Origin of the sequence: Sphingomonas sp. NY01 (genome assembly GCF_038809135.1) — a bacterium.
In the GTDB taxonomy this organism is placed as follows: Bacteria; Pseudomonadota; Alphaproteobacteria; order Sphingomonadales; family Sphingomonadaceae; genus Sphingomonas; species Sphingomonas carotinifaciens.
Map to the genome: position 1 here is coordinate 1,774,351 of NZ_CP101722.1, position 20,214 is coordinate 1,794,564.

Genomic DNA, 20,214 nt, shown 5'->3' on the forward strand with positions numbered 1-20,214 from the left:
TGGAGGTGCCGATGCCCTATTCCGTTCCCTACACCGCCGATGCCGCCCGTTATGATCAGGGCATGCCCTATCGCCGGACCGGGCGCAGCGGCCTGAAACTGCCCGCGATCAGCCTGGGCCTGTGGCAGAATTTCGGCGGTGACGACGTGTACGAAGTCGGCCGCGCCATCCTGCGACGTGCATTCGATCGCGGCGTCACCCATTTCGATCTCGCGAACAATTACGGTCCGCCCTATGGCTCGGCGGAAGAGAATTTCGGGCGCATATTCGCCTCCGACTTCCGCACTCACCGCGACGAACTGGTCATCTCGTCCAAGGCGGGATGGGACATGTGGCCCGGCCCGTACGGCGATATCGGCTCGTCCAGGAAATATCTGATCGCAAGCTGCGACCAGAGCCTGAAGCGGATGGGCCTCGATTACGTCGACATCTTCTACTCGCACCGGGTCGACCCGGACACGCCGCTAGAGGAAACCATGGGCGCGCTGGCGCAGCTCCACCGGCAGGGCAAGGCGCTGTATGTCGGCATATCCTCCTACGACCCCGGCCTGACCCGGCGGGCCGCGGCGATCCTGGCGGAAGAGCGCGTGCCACTGTTCATCCATCAGCCGAGCTATTCGATCCTCAATCGCTGGATCGAGCGTGACCTGCTGGCGACGCTGGACGATCTGGGCACCGGCTGCATCGCCTTCTCGCCGCTGGCGCAGGGGATGCTCACGTCGAAATATCTGGGTGGCGTTCCCAAGGACGCCCGCGCCAGCCGTGGTGGGTCGCTGTCCACGCAGTTGCTGAGCGAACAGAACCTGGCATCGATCCGCCAGCTGAACGACATCGCCCATGCCCGCGGTCAGACGCTGGCGCAGATGGCGATCGCCTGGGTGCTGCGCGATCCCCGGGTCACCTCCGCGCTGATCGGCGCGCGTACCGTCGATCAGCTCGACGACTCGCTGAGAGCCGCCGACCGCCTCGATTTTACACCCGAGGAACTGTCGGCGATCGACGACGCCGCAGCGGATGGCGGCATCAACCTGTGGGCGGGGTCGTCCGACATCGTCGACCTGCCCGCCGCACAGGGTGTGCCCGCCTCCTGAGCGCGGCGTTCAGGCCGCGACCGGCATGCAGGCCGGTCCGGCCGGCGCCGATGCCTTGTAGGTCAGCACGAACTCCTGATGTCCCAGCGCTTCGGACTTGGTCTGTGCGCCGGCGGACACCGCCGCGATCAGCGACACGATCTCGGCCCCCACCTCGTCCAGCGTCGCCCGGCCTTCCAGGATACGGCCGGCATCGACGTCCATGTCCCCTTCCATCCGGCGATAGGTTTCCGGGTTCGCGCACACCTTGATCACCGGCGAGATCGCGGACCCGACCACGGATCCGCGTCCGGTGACGAACAGGTTGATATGCGCCCCGCATGCGATCAGCTCGCCGATCTCGGCATTATCGACGATGTTGGGAAAGCCGAACTTGGGATCGCCCGGCGGCACCACGTCGAGCAGGTACAGCCCCGGCCCCGGCGCCTGTTCGGCCGGCAGGATCACCCCGTCGATGGCGCGGCTGCCCGACTTGGCATAGGCGCCGGCGGATTTCTCCTCCTGGCTGGACAGGCCACCCTCGGCATTGCCGGGCGCAAAGCTGCCATAGCCCATCGCGCGGTAATAACGCTCGGCCTGCTGGACGGACGCGATCAGCGCGTCGGCCACCGCCGGGCTGGCCGCGCGCTCGGCCATGTGGCCCTCGCAACCGATCATCTCGCCGGTTTCCTCGAAGATGCAGGTCGCACCGGCATCGACCAGTGTGTCGAAGGCACGGCCCACCGCCGGATTGCCGGTGATCCCGCTCGTCCCGTCGGAGCCGCCACAGATCGTGCCGACGACCAGTTCGGACATCGCCATTGGCACCCGTACCGCCTGCGCGTCGGCGATCGCGCCGACGCGTGCCACCGCCGCCAGCCCGGCATCGATCGCGCCGCGCGTGCCGCCCGATTGCTGGATCACCACCGTCTCGACCGGGCGGCCATTCTCCTGTGCGTGGCGTGCCAGCGCCTCGCGGTTGAAGCTCTCGCACCCCAGCGACATCAGCACCACGCCACCGACATTGGGATGGACGATCAGCGCCTTCATCATCGCCAGCGCATAGTCGTTGGGGTAGCAGCCGGGAAAGCCGATCAACTGCACCCGTGGGTCATCCACCTTGTCCACGATGCGGCGCGCGACATGGTGCGCGCATTCCACCAGATAGACGACGACGATGGCGTCGCGAATGCCCTTGCGCCCGTCGGCACGCAGCCATGCCTCGATCATGCTTGGTCTCCCGCCGCGTCACGCAGATGTGCCGGCATGTAATCGCTTTTCATGTTGTGCATATGGACCCACCCGCCGGGATCGGCCGCTGCCGTCATAGATCCGATCGGCATCCCGTATTTCAAGACCTTGTCACCCGGATTGAGCGCAAACAGCGCCAGCTTGTGGCCGATCGGCACGGCTTGCGTCACGCTCAGCGTCTGGCCCTCCACGACGAAGCTCTCCCCCGCCTCGATCGACCGGCAACAGACGACGACATTGTCGCTGGGCGACAGGCGGATGGCGGCCGGCGGGATCATGCGGTGGTCTCCTTGGTGGTGGCGGGGATCGGCGCGTCGGCGCGCAGCAATCCCTCATGGCGCAATTCGGCCCAGAAATCGGCCGGAATCACCGCGCGGTACAGGTCCATCGTCTGAGTGACGCGCGCCGCGCTGCCGAGCCCCGGAATGACGCTGGCGACGCTCGGATGGGCCAGCACGAACTGCAACGCAGCAGCAGGCAGCCGCACGTTGTGGCGGTCGGCCACCGCCTCGATCCCGCGCACTCTGGCGACTACTGCGTCCGACGCCGGGCCATAATCATGGTGCAGCACCCCGCCCCCCTTGGTCCCCGTGGCCAGGATGCCGCTGTTATAGGGCCCGCCGATCACGATCGACGTGCCGGCCGTGGCGCAGGCGGGCAGCAGCGTGTCCAGCGCATCCTGTTCCAGCAGCGTGTAGCGCCCGGCCAGCAGGATCGCGTCCAGCGGCATTTCGCGCATCACGTCCAGGCACACCGCGATCTCGTTGACACCGATGCCGAAGCCCGCGATCGCCCCCTCGTCCCGCAACCGCGCCAGCGCCTTGAGGCCGCCGCCACGGGTCAGTTGCTCCCAATGTTCCCCGGCGGCATCGCCATGCGTGTAGCCGCCGATATCGTGAACATACAGCAGGTCCACCCGCCCCAGCCCGAGCCGTTGCAGGCTGTGCTCATGGCTGCGCAGGACGCCGTCATGACTGTAATCGTAGCGCATGCGGAAGGGCATCGGCGAGCGGAAGCCGTCACGCTCCCGGTCGTCGGTGATGCTGGCATCGGGGTCCATCAGCCGCCCGACCTTGGTCGATACCACCACGTCCGCGCGGGTGCGCACCGCGTCGCCCACCCGTCGTTCCGACAGGCCCCGCCCGTAATGCGGTGCGGTATCGACATAGGTCATGCCGGCATCCAGTGCCGCGTCGATCGCGGCCCGCGCATCGACGTCGGCGACCGGCTGATACAGATTGCCGAGCGAGGCCGCGCCGAACCCCAGTTCGGTCACGGTCAGGCCGGTGCGTCCCACCGTCCGGCGAGCGATATCGTTCACAGCGTCAGTCCCAATCGGTAAAGGGTATTGGCGTTGCGACCCCACAGGTCGCGCCGCTCATCCTCGGAAAAATCGGCGAGCAGCGCCTCATAGGCGCCCAGCGTCTCGTCCATCGTCGCGAACAGGCGGTCGGTGGGAAAATTGCTCGCCACCATCACCCGGCGCGTGCCGAAGCGGTCGATCACCTCGCGCACGATGTCGGCAAAGGGCGCGCCGACGAACCCCGCGCCGGACAGCTTGATCGCCACATGCGGCATCGCCGCCAGCCGCGTAATGCCGTCGCGCCACGCCTCCAGCCCATCCGCCACGATCGGCAAGGCCAGGTGGTCGACGATTACCGGCGTGTCGGGGTGGAGCGCAGCCACCTCCGCCATGCCGGCCAGCTGCGGCGGAAAGCCATGATAGTCGAAGCTGAGGCCATGGCGCGCCAGCAGCGCATAGCCCCGCCGCCACGCATCGCCCCGCGTCAGGTCACGAGGGTGCGCCGCCCGCCCAGGGTCGGTCGGGTGCCAGTTCACCATGTGGCGGATGCCGCGAACCTGCGCATGGCCCGCGTGAAAGGCCAGTTTCGCCTCCACCTCCGGATCGTCCAGCGCGACATAGGCGACCATGGCGGTGGGCAGCCCGGTATCGGCGGCAAGCTCGTCCAGCCACCGCGTCTCGCCTGCCGCATCGCCCGGATGCGCCCCGGCCTCGACATGCACGGCCCCGACGACGTTCCACGCAGCCGCCTCGTGGGTGTAGTCGGCCGGCAGGTAGCTGTCCGCGATCGGCGCCTTGTCCGCCTCGTCCAGCCACGGATAGCGCAGTTGCCCCCGATCCCACATGTGCAGGTGTGCATCCACGAAGGGCGGCCGCGCCGTCATGCGCGTCAGGCCGCCGCCGTCCAGGCGACAACGTCCTGCCGCTGCTCGCCCAGCTTCTCGATACCTAGCTCCACCACGTCGCCGGCCTTCAGATACCAGGGTTCCGGCTTCTGCCCCAGGCCGACGCCGGGCGGCGTGCCGGTGGTGATGACGTCACCGGGCTCCAGCGTCATGAACTGCGACAGATAGGCGATGATCTGCGCAACGCCGAAGATCATGGTGCGGCTGTGGCCGTCCTGTACGCGCGTGCCGTTCACCGACAGCCACATCGACAGGTTCTGCGGGTCGCCCACCTCGTCGGCGGTCACCAGCCAGGGGCCGATCGGGCCAAAGGTCGGAAAGCCCTTGCCCTTGTCCCAGGTCGCGCCGCGCTCGATCTGCCAGTGGCGCTCCGACACGTCATTGATGACGCAATATCCCGCGACGTGATCCAGGGCATCGGCCTCCGCGACATGGTTGGCGCGCTTGCCGATCACCACGCCCAGCTCGACCTCCCAGTCGGTCTTCTTGGAATCCTTGGGGATCACGATCGGATCGTTCGGCCCCTGAATGCAGCTTACCCATTTCTGGAACACCACCGGCTCCTCCGGGATCGGCAGGTTCGACTCCGCGGCATGGTCGGCGTAGTTCAGGCCGATCGCAACGAAATGGCGGGTGCCCGTCACGCACGCGCCGTAGCGCTGCTCACCCTCGACCAGCGGCAGGCTCGCCGGATCGATCGCGGCCAGCCGCTTGAGCGTGTCCGCGCCCAGCGCATCGGGGCCGATGTCGCCGACATGCGCGGACAGGTCGCGGATACGGCCATCCGCATCGATCACACCGGGACGCTCCGCACCGGGAGCACCAAACCGACAAAGCTTCATATCGAATACCTTCAAAACTTCAGAAAAAGATCAGGCCATGCACCAGCCGCCGTCGATGACGTGCAGCTGCCCGGTGGTGTACGCGCTTTCGTCGGACGCCAGGTACAGCGCCAGCGCCGCCACCTCGTCCGCGGTGCCCAGCCGGCCGAGCGGCTGGCGGGCGATGAACGCCGCCCGCGCCCCCGCCTCGTCCCCGGTCGCGGCCAACCGCTCGTCCAGCGACGGCGACTGCACGGTGCCCGGGCAGATCGCGTTGCAGCGGATTTTGTCGCCGACATAATCGACCGCCACGGACCGGGTGATCCCCGCCACCGCCGCCTTGGACGCGCAATAGGCGAAGCGGTTCGCCACGCCGATCACCGGCCCCGCGACCGAGGCCATGTTGATGATCGACCCCCCGCCCCTCGCGATCATGCCGGGCAGCAGCGCCGTCAGCATATGGGTGATCGCATGGACGTTCAGGTCGAACGACAGGCGATAACCGGCATCCTGGCTGTTCAGCAGCGTGCCGGCATCGACATAGCCCGCGCAATTGAACAGCACGTCGACCTCGCCCGCCTCGGCACCGAACGCGGCGATGGCCGCCGCATCGGTCAGGTCCAGCAGCCGCGTCTCGCACCCCGTCAGGGTCGCCAGCGCGTCCGCATTGCGATCGACCGCGACGACGCTGGCGCCTTCCTGTGCGAAGCGTTCCGCCGCCGCCCGGCCGATACCCTGCCCGGCGCCGGTGACGATCGCACGCTTGCCCTTCAACCTGTCCACTCTGCTACTCCTGCTTTGTCTCTCAGCCGGCCTTGGCCGACCCGCGGCCGACGATGATCGCGAAGGCCAGCACCACCGCGAAGCTCGCCGCCGACACCAGCACCGCATGGGTGATCCCCGCCAGATCGGATACCAGCCCCATCAGCGCGGTCAGCCCGGCGCCGCCGATGATCGCCATCACGATCAGCGAGGCCCCGATCCGGCGCAGCGGCCCCAGGCCATCGATGCCGATCGCAAAGATCGTCGGAAACTGGATCGACATGAAGAAGCTGGAAGCGACCAGCGCATACAGCCCGATCGTGCCGCCGATCAGCCCGGCCACCGCCGCCAGCGCCAGCGAAATGCCCGCGAACAGCGCCAGCAGCCGAACCGGCGCCATCCGCGCCATCAACGCCGCACCGGCAAACCGACCGGCCGCGAACAGCACCAGCGACACGAACAGTGCGTCCGCGCCCGCCCGCTCGCCAAACCCGGCATTCGCCTGTGCGTAGCGGATCGTATAGCTCCACAGCCCGACCTGCGCGCCGACATAGAAGAATTGCGCGACCACCGCCCCGATCAGCCGCGGATGGCGCAGCACATCGGCAAAGCGCCCGCCCTGCGTCGTGTCACCGGCCTCGCGCGGCGGGTTCTTCGGAAAGGCGACGAACAGCGCGGCGACCGCAAACGCCAGCACGATGGCGGCAATCCACATATAGGGGCCGACCACCGCCTGTACCTCGCTGCGGTAAAAGGCTTCGCGCGCCGCGGCGTCCATCGTCACCAGCGCCTGTTCGTCATGCTCGATGCCCGACAGGATGAAGAAGCGCCCGATCAGGATGCCGGTGATCGCACCCAGGGGGTTGGCCGCCTGTGCCCAGTTCAGCCGCCGCGCCGCGGTCGCCGGATCGCCCAGTTCGGTCATCAGCGGATTGGCGGAGGTCTCCAGAAAGGCGAGGCCCGCGGCGATCACGAACAGTGCGAGCAGGAACAACTGGTACAGGCTGGCCTGCGCCGCCGGGTAGAAGAGCAGTGCGCCCGCCGCATAGAGCATCAGGCCGGTTACGATCGCCGCCTTGTAGCCGAACCGGCGCATCACCATCGATGCGGGCACCGCCAGCAGGAAATAGCCGAAATAGAACACCTGCTGCACGAAGCTCGTGCCGAAGTCGGACAGCGTGAACGCCTTGCGAAACTGCGCGATCAGGATGTCGTTCAGGTTGTTGGCGACACCCCACAGGAAGAACAGGCTGACCGTGATGATCAGCGCCGGCAGATAGCGCTGCCCGCGATACGGCGTGGCGCCCGCCTGCGGCGCACCCGCCGCCGGCATGACCGGCATCGCCATCAGCTACGCACTCCCGTCAGGTACGGTGCAGATGCCATGAAGGGGCCACGGGATAGATGATGCCGACTATCTCCAACCATGATCGCGCCTCTCCATGATATTTCACTTTTATGCGTGAAAGTTAGCGGGATGTGCGAACCGGCGCAACCCGCCGGCGTTCATTCTTCCGCCACATGTCCCAGCAGCCGCGAGATGCGCAGCGTCGCCGCCGCCAGCATTTCGCGGGCCGCATCCACGCCGAGTGCCTGCGATCCGTCGATCAGTTCCAGGAAGGGAATGGTCAGCGCGGCCATCACCTCGCCGCCAAAGCCGAAGACCGGATAGCTGACATCCGTTACCCCGCGCGCGACCGGGCTTTCCCGCATGTCGCCGCCTTTGGCCCGCACCTCTTCCAGTCGCTTCGACAGCGCCGCCCGGTCGATCTCCGCACCCCGCGTCGCCTCGATCCTGTCGAGCAACCGCTCCGCTGCGGCCGGCGCTGAAAATGCCAGGATCACCTGTCCCGAACAACTGCGCAGCAGGTCGATCGATGCGCCCAGCCGCAATGCGAAGCCGCGTACGCCGGGATTTTCCTCGCGCGCGATCACCAGCCCCTCGGCATGCTTGGCGACCACCAGGTGGCAGGACTGCTCCGTCGCGCGTGCCAGTGCTTGCATCTCGGGCACCGCCGCCGCGGTCAGTTGCCGGGTCGGCGTCGCCCGGTACGCGATGTCGAGGAATTTGTAGGTGATGGTATAGCGGTCGGTCACCGGCGACTTCTGGAGATAGCCGGCCTCTTCCATCACCACCACGATGCGGAACAATTCGCCCAGCGAGCGCCCGAGCGCGGTGGCCATCTCGCTGGCCAGCAATCCTTGTGGATGGTCCGCCAGCAGTTCGATGACGAGGAACGCCTTGTCCAGCGCCGGCGCGGCATAGCTGCCCTTGCGTTCCTTTCGCTCCGCCATCGTTGCGCATCCTCCTGCCATGTGTTTTCTCGGGTAGGCGTTCCGCCGATGCCCCGCAACGACGCTGGTTTGACGGCGCCGGGCCATGTCCATAGTGCCGCCCGGTCAACGGGATGAGGATTGCACATGGCCCAACGCATCTGCTTCGCGCTCGATCTGGTCGACGATGCCGAGCTTATCGCCGCCTATGAGGCCGCGCACGCCCCCGGCGCCGTCTGGCCGGAGGTGGTGGAGGGCATCCGCGCCGCCGGCTACGAGGCGATGGAGATCTGGCGCTTCGGTCCCCGCCTGTTCATGGTCGCGGAGGTATCGGCGGACTGGCCGCGCGCGATCCCCGACCATCTGCGCGCCACCGACGACCGCTGGCAGGCGGCGATGGACCGTTTCCAGCAGCGTATCGCCGGATCGCCGGACAAATGGGCGCCGATGACCCGCATCTTCACGCTGGACGGGGCGTGACGCCTCAGCGTCCGGACACCGGATCGCCATAGAACAGCCCCCGGCCGTCGGTACCGACATAGACCCGGCCGGCGCGCCGGGGATCGCCCGCGATCACCCGGTATCGCCCGCCCCAGCGATGCGCATCGTTATCGATCCGTGTCCACGACGTGCCGCGATCGGCCGAGCGCCAGATGCCGCGCACGCCGCCCAGCGTGCCGATCGCGAACAGATGCTCGCGCCCCAGCCCGAACAATTCGACCGACAGCGCGCCGCTGGCGGGCACGAAACCGGCCCCGCCGTCGCTGCTGTGAAACAGCCGCGTTCCCGCCTGCAACCACAGGTCGCCGCTGCGCCCCGGCGTCGCGAGCAGCGCGCTCTGCGCCTCGCGCCCCTGTCGTCCTGCCGGCATCAGGTCCTTGGGCAGTCCCCGCCCCGCGACCGGCGCAAAGCTGGCGCCACCGTCGCGCGATGCCAGCAAACGTCCGCCCTGTGTGTCTACGGCCCAGAAGGCGCGCGGATCGACCTTGTCCGCCACCGTCCGCGTCCGGCCGGGCAGGCCGCGCACCGCCTGCCATGATCGGCCGCCGTCGCGCGTCATCTGCGGGATCCTGGTCGAAACCAGCATGGTGGCGCCGTCCGCCGACACGCTGATCGCTGCCTCCCCCATCAGGTCGTCGCGCGCCGGCGGCGACCCTTGCGGCGGCACCCGGACCGGCACCCAGGTCGCCCCGCCATCCTCCGACCGCCCCAACGACGCATCCCGCGCCCGGTCGACATACAGGCTGCCACTCCGCACGATCACATTCGGCGCCCGCCCGGCATAATCCAGCGTGTTGGTGTTCGACAGATAGGGGTTGATGAAGCTGGGTTCGGGCGAGCTGGCCAAGTCGCGGTGGACGAACCCGGCCAGGTCGCCGAACCCAGACACCAGCGGTGCGCCGCCATTGGGCGAGATCAGCGTGATGATCGCGGTCTGCTCGATCCCGCGCACCCACGGTGCCCAGTCGATCGCCCCCTTCCCGCTCATCCCCGCCGTCGCATAGACCGTCGCCCCGGTCGTATAGGCGACATGCCCCGCATCGAACGGATCGATCGCCAAGCCAGAGATCCAGTGCCCGAAATCGGCCCCCTTCCCTTCATGCGACAGGAAGGGCGAGGCGGACACGTCACGCCGGCTGCGCGGGCCCATATCCTCCCAATGCGCCCCATCATCGCGCGTCACCCATAGCGAGTCCCCCGCCCCGCGCCGGTCGATCGTTGACACCGCGGCAGTGCCGGGCGCTGACCGGGCCACCGCGACGCCCAGGAAGCCGCCCTCGGCGCCGGTAGCGCGCCAGTCCGGCGGCGTGACGTCACGCCCGCTACCGTCACGGCCATAGCGCCATACCGCGCCCGTCTTGGCGTCGCTCGGCCCGATGCCATCGGAATATCCGACCCACAGCACGCCGCGGCTGTCCACCACGCCCTTGGCCGCGAACAAGGGCGGTGCGTCGGCCGCCGTCCAGCTTTCCCCACCGTCGTCGGACCGCCACAAGGCGCCGGCGCCCGTCTGCGCCACGCCGGCCCAAATCCGCTGCGACCGCTTGCCGGGCTGCGCGCCCGTCGGATCGATCGCCACGAAGGAGACGCCGCCATGCCCCTCGCGTCCCTTGGGCAGACCAAGACCCTTGACCGGAAAGCCCGGCACCCTGCGCCAGCGTGCGCCCGCATCGTCGCTGCGCCACAAGCCGTCATGCCGCGACCCGAAGAACAAGGTGCGCGGATCGCCCGGGTCCACCGCCAGCCGCTCGCCCAGGCCGCGACCGGGCTCGTTCCCGCCCATCGCGAACGGCACCGGCACCACCCGCCAGGTCGCACCGCGGTCCGCGGAGCGCAGGATAGCGGCCGGCTCGCGCGCGTTCATCCCTGCGGCCATATAGACGACGTTCGGATCGCGCGGGTCGGGGGCGATGCTCTCGATCCCCATATGGCTCGATACCGCATTGTCGTCCTGCAACGGCACCCAATGCCGGTCCTTCGCGTCCCAGCGATACGCCCCGCCCATGTCGGTGCGCAGATAGGCCAGGCCGCGCTCGGCGGGGCTGAAGACGATGTTGGGTGCGTAGCCTCCCGCCCCCACCGTGACGTTGCTCCACTGATATGGCGTCGCCGCTGGCGGTTCGGCCAGCACGCCCGGTGCCGCACCGACAAGCGCCAGCGCGAGCAGGCACGACAGGCGTGATCGAAGCTGCATGGTAATTCCCGTTTATTTCTGCTGAGCGTTCTCGGGCTCCAGCGTCGCCAGCACGACATCGTTGCTGCGCATCTTCACGCGCAGGACATGGCGACCGTCGCGTCCGACCTGCACCGTCCGCTGCAACTCCGGCGTATCGCTGGTCAGCGCCTGCAACTCGGCGATCTGCGCGGCGGTCAGCGACCGGGGCGATCCCATCTGCAGATAGCGGGAATGCGCGTCGTTCGCCTGATAGCCGGTACGCCGTACCGCCAACCGGTAGCGTCCCGGCGTCAGGTGCGACAACCGGATCTCCGCATCGGCCGAGGGCGTGGCGGGCAGCCGCTTGGTGAAGAACGGCCGGTTGCTGATCGTCTGCGCCGGTTGCTGCCAGTTCCACAGCAGCACGCCCGTCCGCCCCTTGTCGGTCGTCGCCAATACCTGGTCGTCCGCGCTCGGCACCTCGCGGCCTTGCAGCATGTGGAGATATTTGTACGCGAACCATGCCGGCTTGCGAATGCCCTCGCGGTTCATCAGGCCGAAGCCGCCGTGGAAGGGCGTCGGCGGCGGCCCCGCTTCCTCGAACAGGTCGCTATAGGTCCAATAGCTCATGCCCTGCGCATAGGGGCGCGTCGCGCGCAGCTTGGTCAGGATATAGGGCGCGCTGATATAGCTGTCGTGTACCGGGTCGCGCGGATTGTAGCTTGCGCTCCACTCGGTGAAATAGAGCGGGAGCTTCGGAAATCTGGACGCCGCGATCTCTTCGCGTACCCGCCGTACGTCGCCCACCACCGCATCCGGGTTGGTCGACAGCTTGTTGTCGTCCTCGCCCTTCTCGTCGAGAAAACCGCCGTCCACGCCGTAAGTATGGGTGGTGACGAAATCGATCGGGATGTTTCTGGCCGCGGCATGGTCCAGCAGGTCCGGCACCCAGGCCGCGCCCGCCGTCGCCGGTCCACCGACCCTGAGTGCAGGGTCTATCGCCTTTATCGTCCGCGCGCTGGTTTCATACAGCTCCAGATAGGCCGCCTTGTCGGCCTTCTCCCAGAAGCCGGCGAGATTGGGCTCGTTCCACACCTCGAAGAACCAGCCGCGCACCGCCTCCGCACCGTAGCGGTCGCGGAGGTGCCGCACAAAGGCGTCGACCAGCCTGCCCCATTCGTCGATCCGCGGATGCGACGTGTTGCCCTTCCAGTAGAAGATCGTCTGCGGCGATGTCTTCAACAGGCCGGGGGTGAAGCCCAGTTCCACGAACGGCTTGATCCCCCGCGCCAGCAGCGCATCGTACAATTGGTCGATCTTCGTCCAGTCATAGACGATTTTGCCGTCGCGGTTCCGCACGGTGCCCAGCGCATCGGTGAAGATGTCGTGGAACCGGACGTAGCGGAACCCCAGTTCCTTCACCGCCGTGTCGAGTTGCGCGAGGCTGTCCGGCCGGATCAGCGTGCCTGGGTAATCCGACCCGACCGACAGGTCGAACGAGCGGTTCAGCGGTTCACCCGCCCGTGCCAGATCGATGTCGATGGTGCGAACCGGCGCCTGTGCCTCGGCCGTGCGAACGGCTCCGCTCGCGATCGTCATCGTGGCCAACAGGGTGGCCAGGGTTCGGCCGATCATGGGAAGTGGCTGGCTGGTCATGATGGCCCCGGATGATAGGTGGCAGGGCCGGCACCGCCGGCCCTGCACGATCGTCAATAGGTGAAGCGCGCCGTGATGCTGACACGCCGGTCGTTCAGTACCGCGGATTGCGGGCGGCTGGCGATCCCGTAATAGGTGCGGTTCTCGGTATTGGTCAGGTTGATCCCGTCCACCGTCAAGCCGAAATTGGGCGTGACCGTATAGGTGATCGATGCGTCCACCTGTCCGCGCGCATCGTTGAAGATCGGCAGGTTGCCGCTGCCGTTCCCGCGCGTGGTGACCACATATTTCGAGCGCCAGTTATAGGCGACGCGCGCCGACAACGGTCCCTTGTCGTAGATGCCGACCAGATTGTAGCTGTACTTGGACAGCTGCTCCAGCGGCACCGTCAGCTGCGCGCCGGTCGTGTCCTGCGCATCCGGGCTCGGGGCCTTGCTGTCGACATAGGTGAAGTTGGCCTGCACGCCGAAGCCCGACAGCACCCCCGGCAGGAAGTCGAAGAAGGTGTTGCCGCCCACTTCGAAGCCCTTGATCTTGCCGTTGTCGCCGTTCAGCGGCCGCGTGACGTCGACGGTGAACGGACCGTTGCCGAAGTTGAAGGTCTCGGTCGAGGTGATGTTGGCGATGAAGCCGTCCACCTTCTTGTAGAACACCGCACCATATACCGAACCCGTGCGCGCGAAATAATATTCCAGCGACGCGTCGAGCTGGTCCGCGGTCAGCGGCCGCAGGTTCGCATTGCCGGTCGTCGCCGTACGCAGGCCACCGCCCGGATTGTTCTCGACGATGTTGATGTTCGGGTTGAGCGCGGTGAAGTCCGGCCGCGTCAGGGCCTTGGACGCCGCCAGACGCAGTTGCAGCTGCGGCGTGAAGCGGAAGCGCAGGTTCAGGCTGGGCAGCGCCTTGGTATAATCGGAATCCGCCCCGAGCGGCACGAAGCTGATCGGGCCGTTGCCGAAGATGGGCAGCCCGGTCGCGGGATCGACCCCGGTCTGCGCCTGCGGCGTTTGTGCGGAGAAGCCCGCGGTGCTCACCTTGGTCTTCACGACGCGCACGCCGACATTGCCGTCGATCGGAATGGACAGGTCGTCCGCACCGAACTTGACGAGGCCGTAGGCGGTGTAGGTATTCTCGCCCTGCGTGTTGCGGTCGTTGGGCGCATAGGTGACGCCGTTGAGCAAAGCCTGCCGCTGTTCCGCCCCGACGAACGGCGCCAGCGCGTTGCGGGTCGCGTCATAGTCCAGAACGATGTTGCGGTTGAAGGCGATCACGCCCTCGGGAATGCCGCGATAGCCGCGGTACAGGTCGCCGCCGAAGATGCGCGGCTCCAGCAGCGCATAGGGCGTCTCGGTCAGCCCGTAATAGGCATAGATGCTGTTGTCGCTCACCGCCGACCGGTCGGTGTAGCGCACGCCCGCCGCGATCGACTTCAGGAAGCCGGTGTCGAACTCGTAATTGACGTCGAGCCGCCCGGTATATTGCTTGCCGACCGACCGGCTGACATTGTCCAGATAGCCGCCCGGCACCGCATAGTTCGCCGGGTTCAGCAACAGGCCATCGCCATTGGTGGGATCGTTGTCGGGGGTGATGATCATCGTCGGCACGCCGCTGCCGACCTGCTGGAACAGCCGCTCCGCATTGGAATTGAGGATGACGATCGAGCGCTGTCCGTCGGTCGTGCCGCGGATATACTGGAAGTCGCCATTGATCGTCAGGCGGTCGGTCGGCGTCCAGCGGGCGTTCAGCGAATAGTCGCTGGTCACCGACTTGCGCCGCTCCAGGCTGGTGTTCGAATTGATCGGCACGTTGACGAAGGTGCCGCTGCGGAAATTGCCGTCCGCATCATAGGTGAAGGGCGCGGTGAAGTCCGGCGTGATCGGCGTATCGCCGGTAAAGGCGAAGAAGCTGTAATCGCCATACTGGAACTTGTAGTCCGACCGCACATATTCGCCGGTCAGCAACAGCGTGTCGGTCGGCTTCCATTGCAGGGCCACGTCCACGCCGATGCGCCGCCGGTCGCCCAGATACTGGCCGATGCCCACGCCGTGCGGCAGGAACGTCTCCTGCCCGGACCGCCCCAGTCCGGCCAGCGTCGCTGCACCCACCTCGGTCGCCGGGTCCAGGCGGAAGAAGGGCTGGCTCGAAATCTGGTCCTGGCGGAACGCCGTCTTCTGATAGGCCAGGTCGACCAGCAGGCCGATCTCGCCGATGCCCGTGTTCCAGCGGTTGGAGATGAGCAGGTTGGCTTGCGGCGTCGTGGTGTCGCGCAGGTCGTAATAGTTGGCGGTCGCGCTCGCCGACATCTTCAGCCCGTTGAAGTCGAAGGGCTTGCGCGTCCTGAGGTTGATCAGGCCGCCGATGCCGCCCTCGATCAGGTCGGCCGAAGGGTTCTTGTAGACGTCGATCCCGGCGAGCAGTTCGGAGGGCACATCCTCCAGGCTCAGCGTGCGCCCGCCGCTGGCGGTGAACACGTCGCGCCCGTTCACCTCGGTCCGCACCTGGCTCAGGCCGCGGATCGCCACCGAGCTGCCTTCGCCGAAGCTGCGCTGGATCTGCACGCCGGTGATGCGCTGCAATGCCTCCGCCACGTTGCGGTCGGGCAGCTTGCCGATGTCCTCCGCCACGATCGAATCGACGATCTGCGACGCGTTACGCTTGATGCCCTGTGCGGTCGACAGGCTGGCGCGCACGCCGGTCACCACGATGTCCGCTGCCTCGGTATCGGTGGCCGCACCGCTGCCCTGCGGGCTCGCCGTTCCGGCATCGCCGCTGGGGGGTACGGTACCGCTCTGCTCGGCAGGGGTCTGGCTATTGTCGGATGATTGCGCCGCCGCCGGCACGGTCCATGCCATCAACAATGCGGCCATCGAAGCGGTCGAGTACAAGCGCATCCGATCATTCCGGCGCGCGGGTTCGCAGGCGTCCATCGAGTATCCCTCCTAAAACCTTGCAGCACTTCTCTGTGAGAGCGCTAACGCTAGGCCTGCATAGCGGCAGATAAGGTGTTGAGGAATAGCCACTATGAAGATAAAATTTGATTTCGTCGGTGATCGGCGTCACTTTGTCGGTCACCGCAAAGGGAACGATACCACGCGGTTCGGGGAGAGCGATGACACAGCCGCTAGGGTATCAGGTGCCGACGCCAGGCAGGATGAAGCCGGCGTCCTGTGCATCGAATGTCACCCTGCCATTGGCCCCTATGTCCGACATTATCCGGCCGGTCGCGCAGCGGTCGGTCAAAGCTGTTTTCCGGCGGCTGGCGAATCAGAACCCCGCCGATGTCCACGCCCTTCCGACATGCGAGTTACCGGCATGACCCTGCCCATCCTGTCCCGTCGCACCCTGATCGGCGGCGCCGCCGCCCTGTCTGCGATGCCCGCCGCGGCGCAGACCGGCCCCGGAGACGAGATCGTCGAGCTTTGGCCCGGGCCGCCGCCCGGCGACACCGGTGCGCGCATCGTGCGCAAGATCGCGGATCAATCGCGCGGGGCCGCTACGCCCGATCGCTGGGTGACGGGTATCGCCCGCCCCATCCTCGTCGTCCGCCGCCCGGCGCGCCCCAATGGCGCGGCGGTGCTGCTGTGTCCCGGCGGCGGCTATGGCTTCCTGTCCTACGACAATGAAGGCACGTCGCAGGCGGCGTGGCTGAACGCGCGGGGGTGACCGCCTTTATCCTGCTCTACCGCCTGCCGAACGAAGGCTGGGCAAGCCGCGCGCTTGTCCCGCTTCAGGATGCGCAGCGGGCGATGCGTGTCATTCGCGCGCGTGCCGCAGGCTTCGGCATCGCGGCCAACCGCGTCGCGGTGCTGGGCTTCTCCGCCGGCGGGCATCTGGCCGGCTCGCTCGCCACCCGCCACGCGCTTGCCACCTATGCGCCGGTCGACGCCGCCGACCGGCTCAGCGCGCGGCCCGATCTCGCCGGCCTCGTCTATCCGGTCATCAGCTTCTCCGCGTCCTTCACCCATGCCGGCTCGCGCGACATGCTGCTCGGCCCCGAACAGACGCCCGCTCAGCGCCTCGACTGGTCGATCGAAACGCACGTCGATGCGGCCACCCCGCCGATCCTGCTGGTCCATGCCAGCGACGACGGGCTGGTCCCGCCCGACAACAGCATCGCCCTGTATCAGGCGGTGCGCGCCGCCGGCCGTCCGGCTGCGCTGCACATCTTCGAGGATGGCGGACACGGCTTCGGGGTGCGCCTGCCCGCGACGCGCTCGGCCAGCGCATGGCCGTCGCTCTTTGCCACCTTTGCCGCGGGTCAGGGCATCTTCCCGGCATGATACGCGCCGCGATTGCCCTGCTGGCCGCCCTGTCGGCGGCGCCCGCCGCCGCGCAAGGCTATCAAAGCTCGCCCGAACGCCGCATCGTGGCGGAACGGGACTGGGGCCCGTGGCTCGGCCCGTTTCGCGCCAGGCTGGTCCCCAGCCTGATGCAGGATTTCGGCGAACGCTATCTCTACGCGCCCGCCAATGCAGCACTGGCCGCTCCCAGACGCGGGGAGCGCCGCGTCGTCTTCCTCGGCGACTCGATCACCGACAAGTGGAACCTCGCGGCCAGCTTTCCGGGCCGGTCCTATGTCAATCGCGGCATCGGCAGCCAGGTCACCGCGCAGATGCTGCTGCGTTTCCATCAGGACGTGGTCGGGCTGAAGCCTGCGGCCGTCGTGATCCTCGCCGGCATCAACGACATTCAGGGATTTCTGCAACAGGAAACGCCCGAACAGATCGAGGCGAACTGGGAGGCGATGGCCGATCTCGCCGACGCACACGGGATCGCCGTCGTCTTCGCCTCGCTGCTGCCGGTCAACGACTATACGCCCGCCGCCCGCGACGTGGTGAAGGAGCGCAAGCCCGCGACCATCGTCGCGCTGAACCGCTGGCTGCGCGCCTTTTGCGCCCGCCGCGGCTATGCCTATGCCGACTACCACACCGCGCTCGTCGACCGTGCGGGCCTGATGGCGCGCCCCTATACCCGGGACGGCGTTCACCCGCTCGACAATGCCTATGCGCGCATGGCACCCATCGCCGAGGCCGCGATCGAACAGGCGCTGGGCCTTGCCCATCACAGGAGACGATAGGATGCGACGCACCCGCTTAATCGGGGCCGGCCTGGCCCTGCTGTCCAGCGCCGCCCTATCGGCGCAGACCAACGTGCCCGGCGATCCGCATGCCGGCGATCCCGTCGGCATCGTCGCCGATCCCTGCCCCGTTCATCCGCACCCCCAAGGGGATGGATGGCAGATGTGGAACCTCCACATGCTCACCCGCGATTTCGGCCAGCTCTGTCGCTACGCCGCCGCCAATGCCGCGCTGAAGACCCGGCCGCGCGTCGTCTTCATGGGCGATTCCATCACGGACAACTGGATCAACGCCGATCCCTCGATGTTCGAGGATGGCCGCGTCGATCGCGGGATCAGCGGGCAGACCACGCCGCAGATGCTGGTCCGCTTCCGCCAGGACGTCCTCGCCCTGCGCCCCGCCGCCGTCCATATCATGGCCGGCACCAACGACATCGCCGGCAACACGGGGGCCGCGACGATGGAGACGGTGCAGGGCAACATCGCCAGCATGGCGCAGCTCGCCCGCGCCAACGGCATCAAGGTCATCCTGGCCTCGATCCCGCCCGCCGCCGCCTTTCCCTGGGCAAAGGACAAGCGGCCGGTGCCGCAGATCGCGGCGATGAACCGCTGGCTGCGGGATTATGCCCGTGCCAACAGCCACACCTATGTCGATTACCACACCGCGCTCGCCACGCCCGACGGCGCGATGAAGCCCGGCCTCGCGACCGATGGCGTCCACCCGACGCCGGCGGGCTATGCGGTCATGCGCCCGCTGGCGCTGGCTGCCATCACCAAGACCCTGGGAGCCTCCAAGTGATCGATCTCCACCGCCGCGGCTTTCTCGCCGGCTCCGCCGCCCTGGGGCTCGCGACCGCCGCCCGCGCCGCCAGCCCGATGGGCACCGCCAGGGGGCCGGTACAGGCGACCTGGCCCTCGCTCGTCCAGAATTATCGCTATCCGGACTGGTTCCGCGACGCCAAGCTCGGCCTCTGGTCGCATTGGGGGCCGCAGTCGGTGCCGGAGCAGGGCGACTGGTATGGCCGCTTCATGTATATGCAGGGCCACCCGATGTACGAGCATCACCTGAAGACCTATGGCCACCCGTCGGTCACGGGGATGAAGGATCTGCAGCATCGCTGGAAGGGGGAGCGCTGGGACCCGGATGCGCTGATCCAGCGCTATGTGCGTGCCGGGGCCAAATATTTCGTCGCGCTTGCCTGCCATCACGACAATCTCGACTGTTACGACAGCCGCTATCACGCCTGGAACTCGACGCGCGTCGGCCCCAAGCGGGACGTGGTCGGCATCTGGGAGAAGGCGGCGCGCAAGGCGGGCCTGCGCTTCGGCGTGTCCAATCACGCCGCGCATGCCTGGCACTGGTACCAGACCGCCTATGGCTATGATCCCGTCGGTCCCAAAAAGGGCGAACGCTATGACGCGTTCCGCCTGCGCAAGGGCGACGGCCGTGGCCAGTGGTGGGAGGGCCTCGACCCGCAGGAACTCTATACCGGCGGTCATGCCGTGCTGCCCGACGGCATCGACAGCATCGAGGCGATGAACAAATGGCACGATGCGAATAACGGCCAGTGGATCGAAACCGGGCCGAAGGACGATCCCGCCTATGTCACCCGCTGGCTGCTCCGCCAGACCGACCTGATCGAGAAGTACAAGCCCGATCTCTGCTATTTCGACGATTACGGCCTGCCCTTCGGTCCCGTCGGGTTGGAGTCCGCGGCGGACTATTACAACCGCTCGATCGAATGGCACGGCAAGATCGATGTCGTGCTGACCGCCAAGCAGCTTCAGCCGCACCAGCGCTTCGGTCTGGTCCAGGATGTCGAGCGCGGCTTTGCCGACCGGCTGTGGGACGAGCCGTGGCAGACCGATACCTGCATCGGCGACTGGTTCTACAATGTCGCGCGCCTCAACGACCGGTCGTACAAGACCGCTGAACAGGTGATGCAGCGCCTGGCGGACGTGGTGTCCAAGAACGGCAACCTGCTGCTCTCCATTCCGCAGCCCGGCGATGGCTCGATCGATGCGGAGGAGGAAAAGATCCTGGACGGCATGGCCGGCTGGATCGCGGTGCATGGGCAAGCGATCTTCGGCTCGCGCCCCTGGCGCATCTATGGCGAGGGGCCGACGCAACTCGCCACCGGCATGCAGAACGAGGGCGCGGCCAAGCCGTTCACGCCGCAGGACATCCGCTTCACCACCAACAAGGGCGCTCTCTACGCCCTGTTCCTTGCGCCGCCGACGGGTCCGATCACGATCAAGTCGCTGGGCACTGCGCGCGAGGGGGCGATCGAGCGTGTGACCCTGCTCGGCGGCGGCCCGGTGCGTCACCGCCGCGACGCCGCCGGCCTTCATCTCGACTGGCCCCGCGCCCAGGCCCCCGCCTTCGTACCCGCCATCCGTATCGACGGCCGCGGCCTCGTCTGAACCCATCACCCATCA

The 20,214-nt window shown here is 67.4% G+C and carries 16 protein-coding genes and 1 pseudogene; 6 read left to right on the forward strand and 11 right to left on the reverse strand.

Going from position 1 to position 20,214, the window contains the following annotated elements:
- The first annotated feature begins 11 nt into the window (after nucleotides 1-11).
- Nucleotides 12-1,091: an L-glyceraldehyde 3-phosphate reductase gene (gene mgrA / locus NPJ82_RS08695; protein WP_342657035.1), complete on the forward strand. Its 1,080-nt coding sequence runs from the start codon at nucleotides 12-14 to the stop codon at nucleotides 1,089-1,091.
- Nucleotides 1,092-1,100: 9 nt separating this feature from the next.
- Here the strand turns inward: mgrA and NPJ82_RS08700 are convergent, their stop codons facing one another.
- From NPJ82_RS08700 to NPJ82_RS08735, 8 genes are all read right to left on the reverse strand, one after another.
- Nucleotides 1,101-2,300: a UxaA family hydrolase gene (locus NPJ82_RS08700; protein WP_342657036.1), complete on the reverse strand. Its 1,200-nt coding sequence runs from the start codon at nucleotides 2,298-2,300 to the stop codon at nucleotides 1,101-1,103.
- Nucleotides 2,297-2,599 carry a UxaA family hydrolase gene (locus NPJ82_RS08705; protein WP_267348600.1) on the reverse strand — a complete coding sequence of 101 codons (303 nt, stop codon included), beginning with the start codon at nucleotides 2,597-2,599 and terminating at the stop codon, nucleotides 2,297-2,299. The genes NPJ82_RS08700 and NPJ82_RS08705 overlap by 4 nt, the downstream gene beginning before the upstream one ends.
- The gene (locus NPJ82_RS08710; RefSeq protein ID WP_342657037.1) at nucleotides 2,596-3,642 is read right to left on the reverse strand and encodes an aldo/keto reductase; all 1,047 of its coding nucleotides are present in this window, start codon (nucleotides 3,640-3,642) and stop codon (nucleotides 2,596-2,598) included. Before NPJ82_RS08710 ends, NPJ82_RS08705 begins: the two co-directional genes overlap by 4 nt.
- A complete protein-coding gene (locus NPJ82_RS08715) occupies nucleotides 3,639-4,508 on the reverse strand; it encodes an amidohydrolase family protein (protein WP_342657038.1) in 870 nt (289 codons plus the stop codon). The genes NPJ82_RS08710 and NPJ82_RS08715 overlap by 4 nt, the downstream gene beginning before the upstream one ends.
- Nucleotides 4,509-4,513: 5 nt before the next feature.
- Nucleotides 4,514-5,371: a fumarylacetoacetate hydrolase family protein gene (locus NPJ82_RS08720; protein ID WP_342657039.1), complete on the reverse strand. Its 858-nt coding sequence runs from the start codon at nucleotides 5,369-5,371 to the stop codon at nucleotides 4,514-4,516.
- A gap of 30 nt (nucleotides 5,372-5,401) precedes the next feature.
- A complete protein-coding gene (locus tag NPJ82_RS08725; RefSeq protein ID WP_235904097.1) occupies nucleotides 5,402-6,133 on the reverse strand; it encodes an SDR family oxidoreductase in 732 nt (243 codons plus the stop codon).
- A gap of 22 nt (nucleotides 6,134-6,155) precedes the next feature.
- Complete coding sequence (gene fucP / locus NPJ82_RS08730) at nucleotides 6,156-7,460, reverse strand: L-fucose:H+ symporter permease (RefSeq protein WP_342657040.1); 1,305 nt, start codon at nucleotides 7,458-7,460, stop codon at nucleotides 6,156-6,158.
- A gap of 158 nt (nucleotides 7,461-7,618) precedes the next feature.
- Nucleotides 7,619-8,407: an IclR family transcriptional regulator gene (locus NPJ82_RS08735; protein WP_342657041.1), complete on the reverse strand. Its 789-nt coding sequence runs from the start codon at nucleotides 8,405-8,407 to the stop codon at nucleotides 7,619-7,621.
- 126 nt (nucleotides 8,408-8,533) lie between these two features.
- Here NPJ82_RS08735 and NPJ82_RS08740 point away from each other — a divergent pair, with 126 nt between their 5' ends.
- Nucleotides 8,534-8,866, forward strand: coding sequence for an L-rhamnose mutarotase (locus NPJ82_RS08740; RefSeq protein WP_342657042.1), 333 nt, complete (start codon nucleotides 8,534-8,536; stop codon nucleotides 8,864-8,866).
- A 4-nt stretch (nucleotides 8,867-8,870) separates the two neighbouring features.
- On the opposite strand, the gene NPJ82_RS08745 is transcribed toward NPJ82_RS08740, so the two are convergent.
- The 3 genes from NPJ82_RS08745 to NPJ82_RS08755 form a co-directional block, all read right to left on the reverse strand.
- Nucleotides 8,871-11,081 (reverse strand): hypothetical protein, encoded by a 2,211-nt coding sequence (locus NPJ82_RS08745; protein WP_342657043.1) that lies wholly within the window; start codon nucleotides 11,079-11,081, stop codon nucleotides 8,871-8,873.
- A 12-nt stretch (nucleotides 11,082-11,093) separates the two neighbouring features.
- Nucleotides 11,094-12,677: a beta-xylosidase gene (locus tag NPJ82_RS08750; RefSeq protein WP_342657044.1), complete on the reverse strand. Its 1,584-nt coding sequence runs from the start codon at nucleotides 12,675-12,677 to the stop codon at nucleotides 11,094-11,096.
- 74 nt (nucleotides 12,678-12,751) lie between these two features.
- On the reverse strand, nucleotides 12,752-15,565 hold the full coding sequence (locus NPJ82_RS08755; protein ID WP_342657045.1) for a TonB-dependent receptor: 2,814 nt from the start codon (nucleotides 15,563-15,565) through the stop codon (nucleotides 12,752-12,754).
- 445 nt (nucleotides 15,566-16,010) lie between these two features.
- Here NPJ82_RS08755 and NPJ82_RS08760 point away from each other — a divergent pair.
- From NPJ82_RS08760 to NPJ82_RS08775, 4 genes and pseudogenes are all read left to right on the forward strand, one after another.
- Nucleotides 16,011-16,978 (forward strand): annotated as a pseudogene (locus NPJ82_RS08760) (alpha/beta hydrolase).
- Nucleotides 16,975-17,775: a GDSL-type esterase/lipase family protein gene (locus NPJ82_RS08765; RefSeq protein ID WP_342657046.1), complete on the forward strand. Its 801-nt coding sequence runs from the start codon at nucleotides 16,975-16,977 to the stop codon at nucleotides 17,773-17,775. Before NPJ82_RS08760 ends, NPJ82_RS08765 begins: the two are co-directional and overlap by 4 nt.
- Nucleotide 17,776: 1 nt before the next feature.
- Nucleotides 17,777-18,574, forward strand: coding sequence for an SGNH/GDSL hydrolase family protein (locus NPJ82_RS08770; protein WP_342657047.1), 798 nt, complete (start codon nucleotides 17,777-17,779; stop codon nucleotides 18,572-18,574).
- Nucleotides 18,571-20,199 (forward strand): alpha-L-fucosidase, encoded by a 1,629-nt coding sequence (locus NPJ82_RS08775; RefSeq protein ID WP_112383263.1) that lies wholly within the window; start codon nucleotides 18,571-18,573, stop codon nucleotides 20,197-20,199. The genes NPJ82_RS08770 and NPJ82_RS08775 overlap by 4 nt, the downstream gene beginning before the upstream one ends.
- Nucleotides 20,200-20,214: the final 15 nt, after the last annotated feature.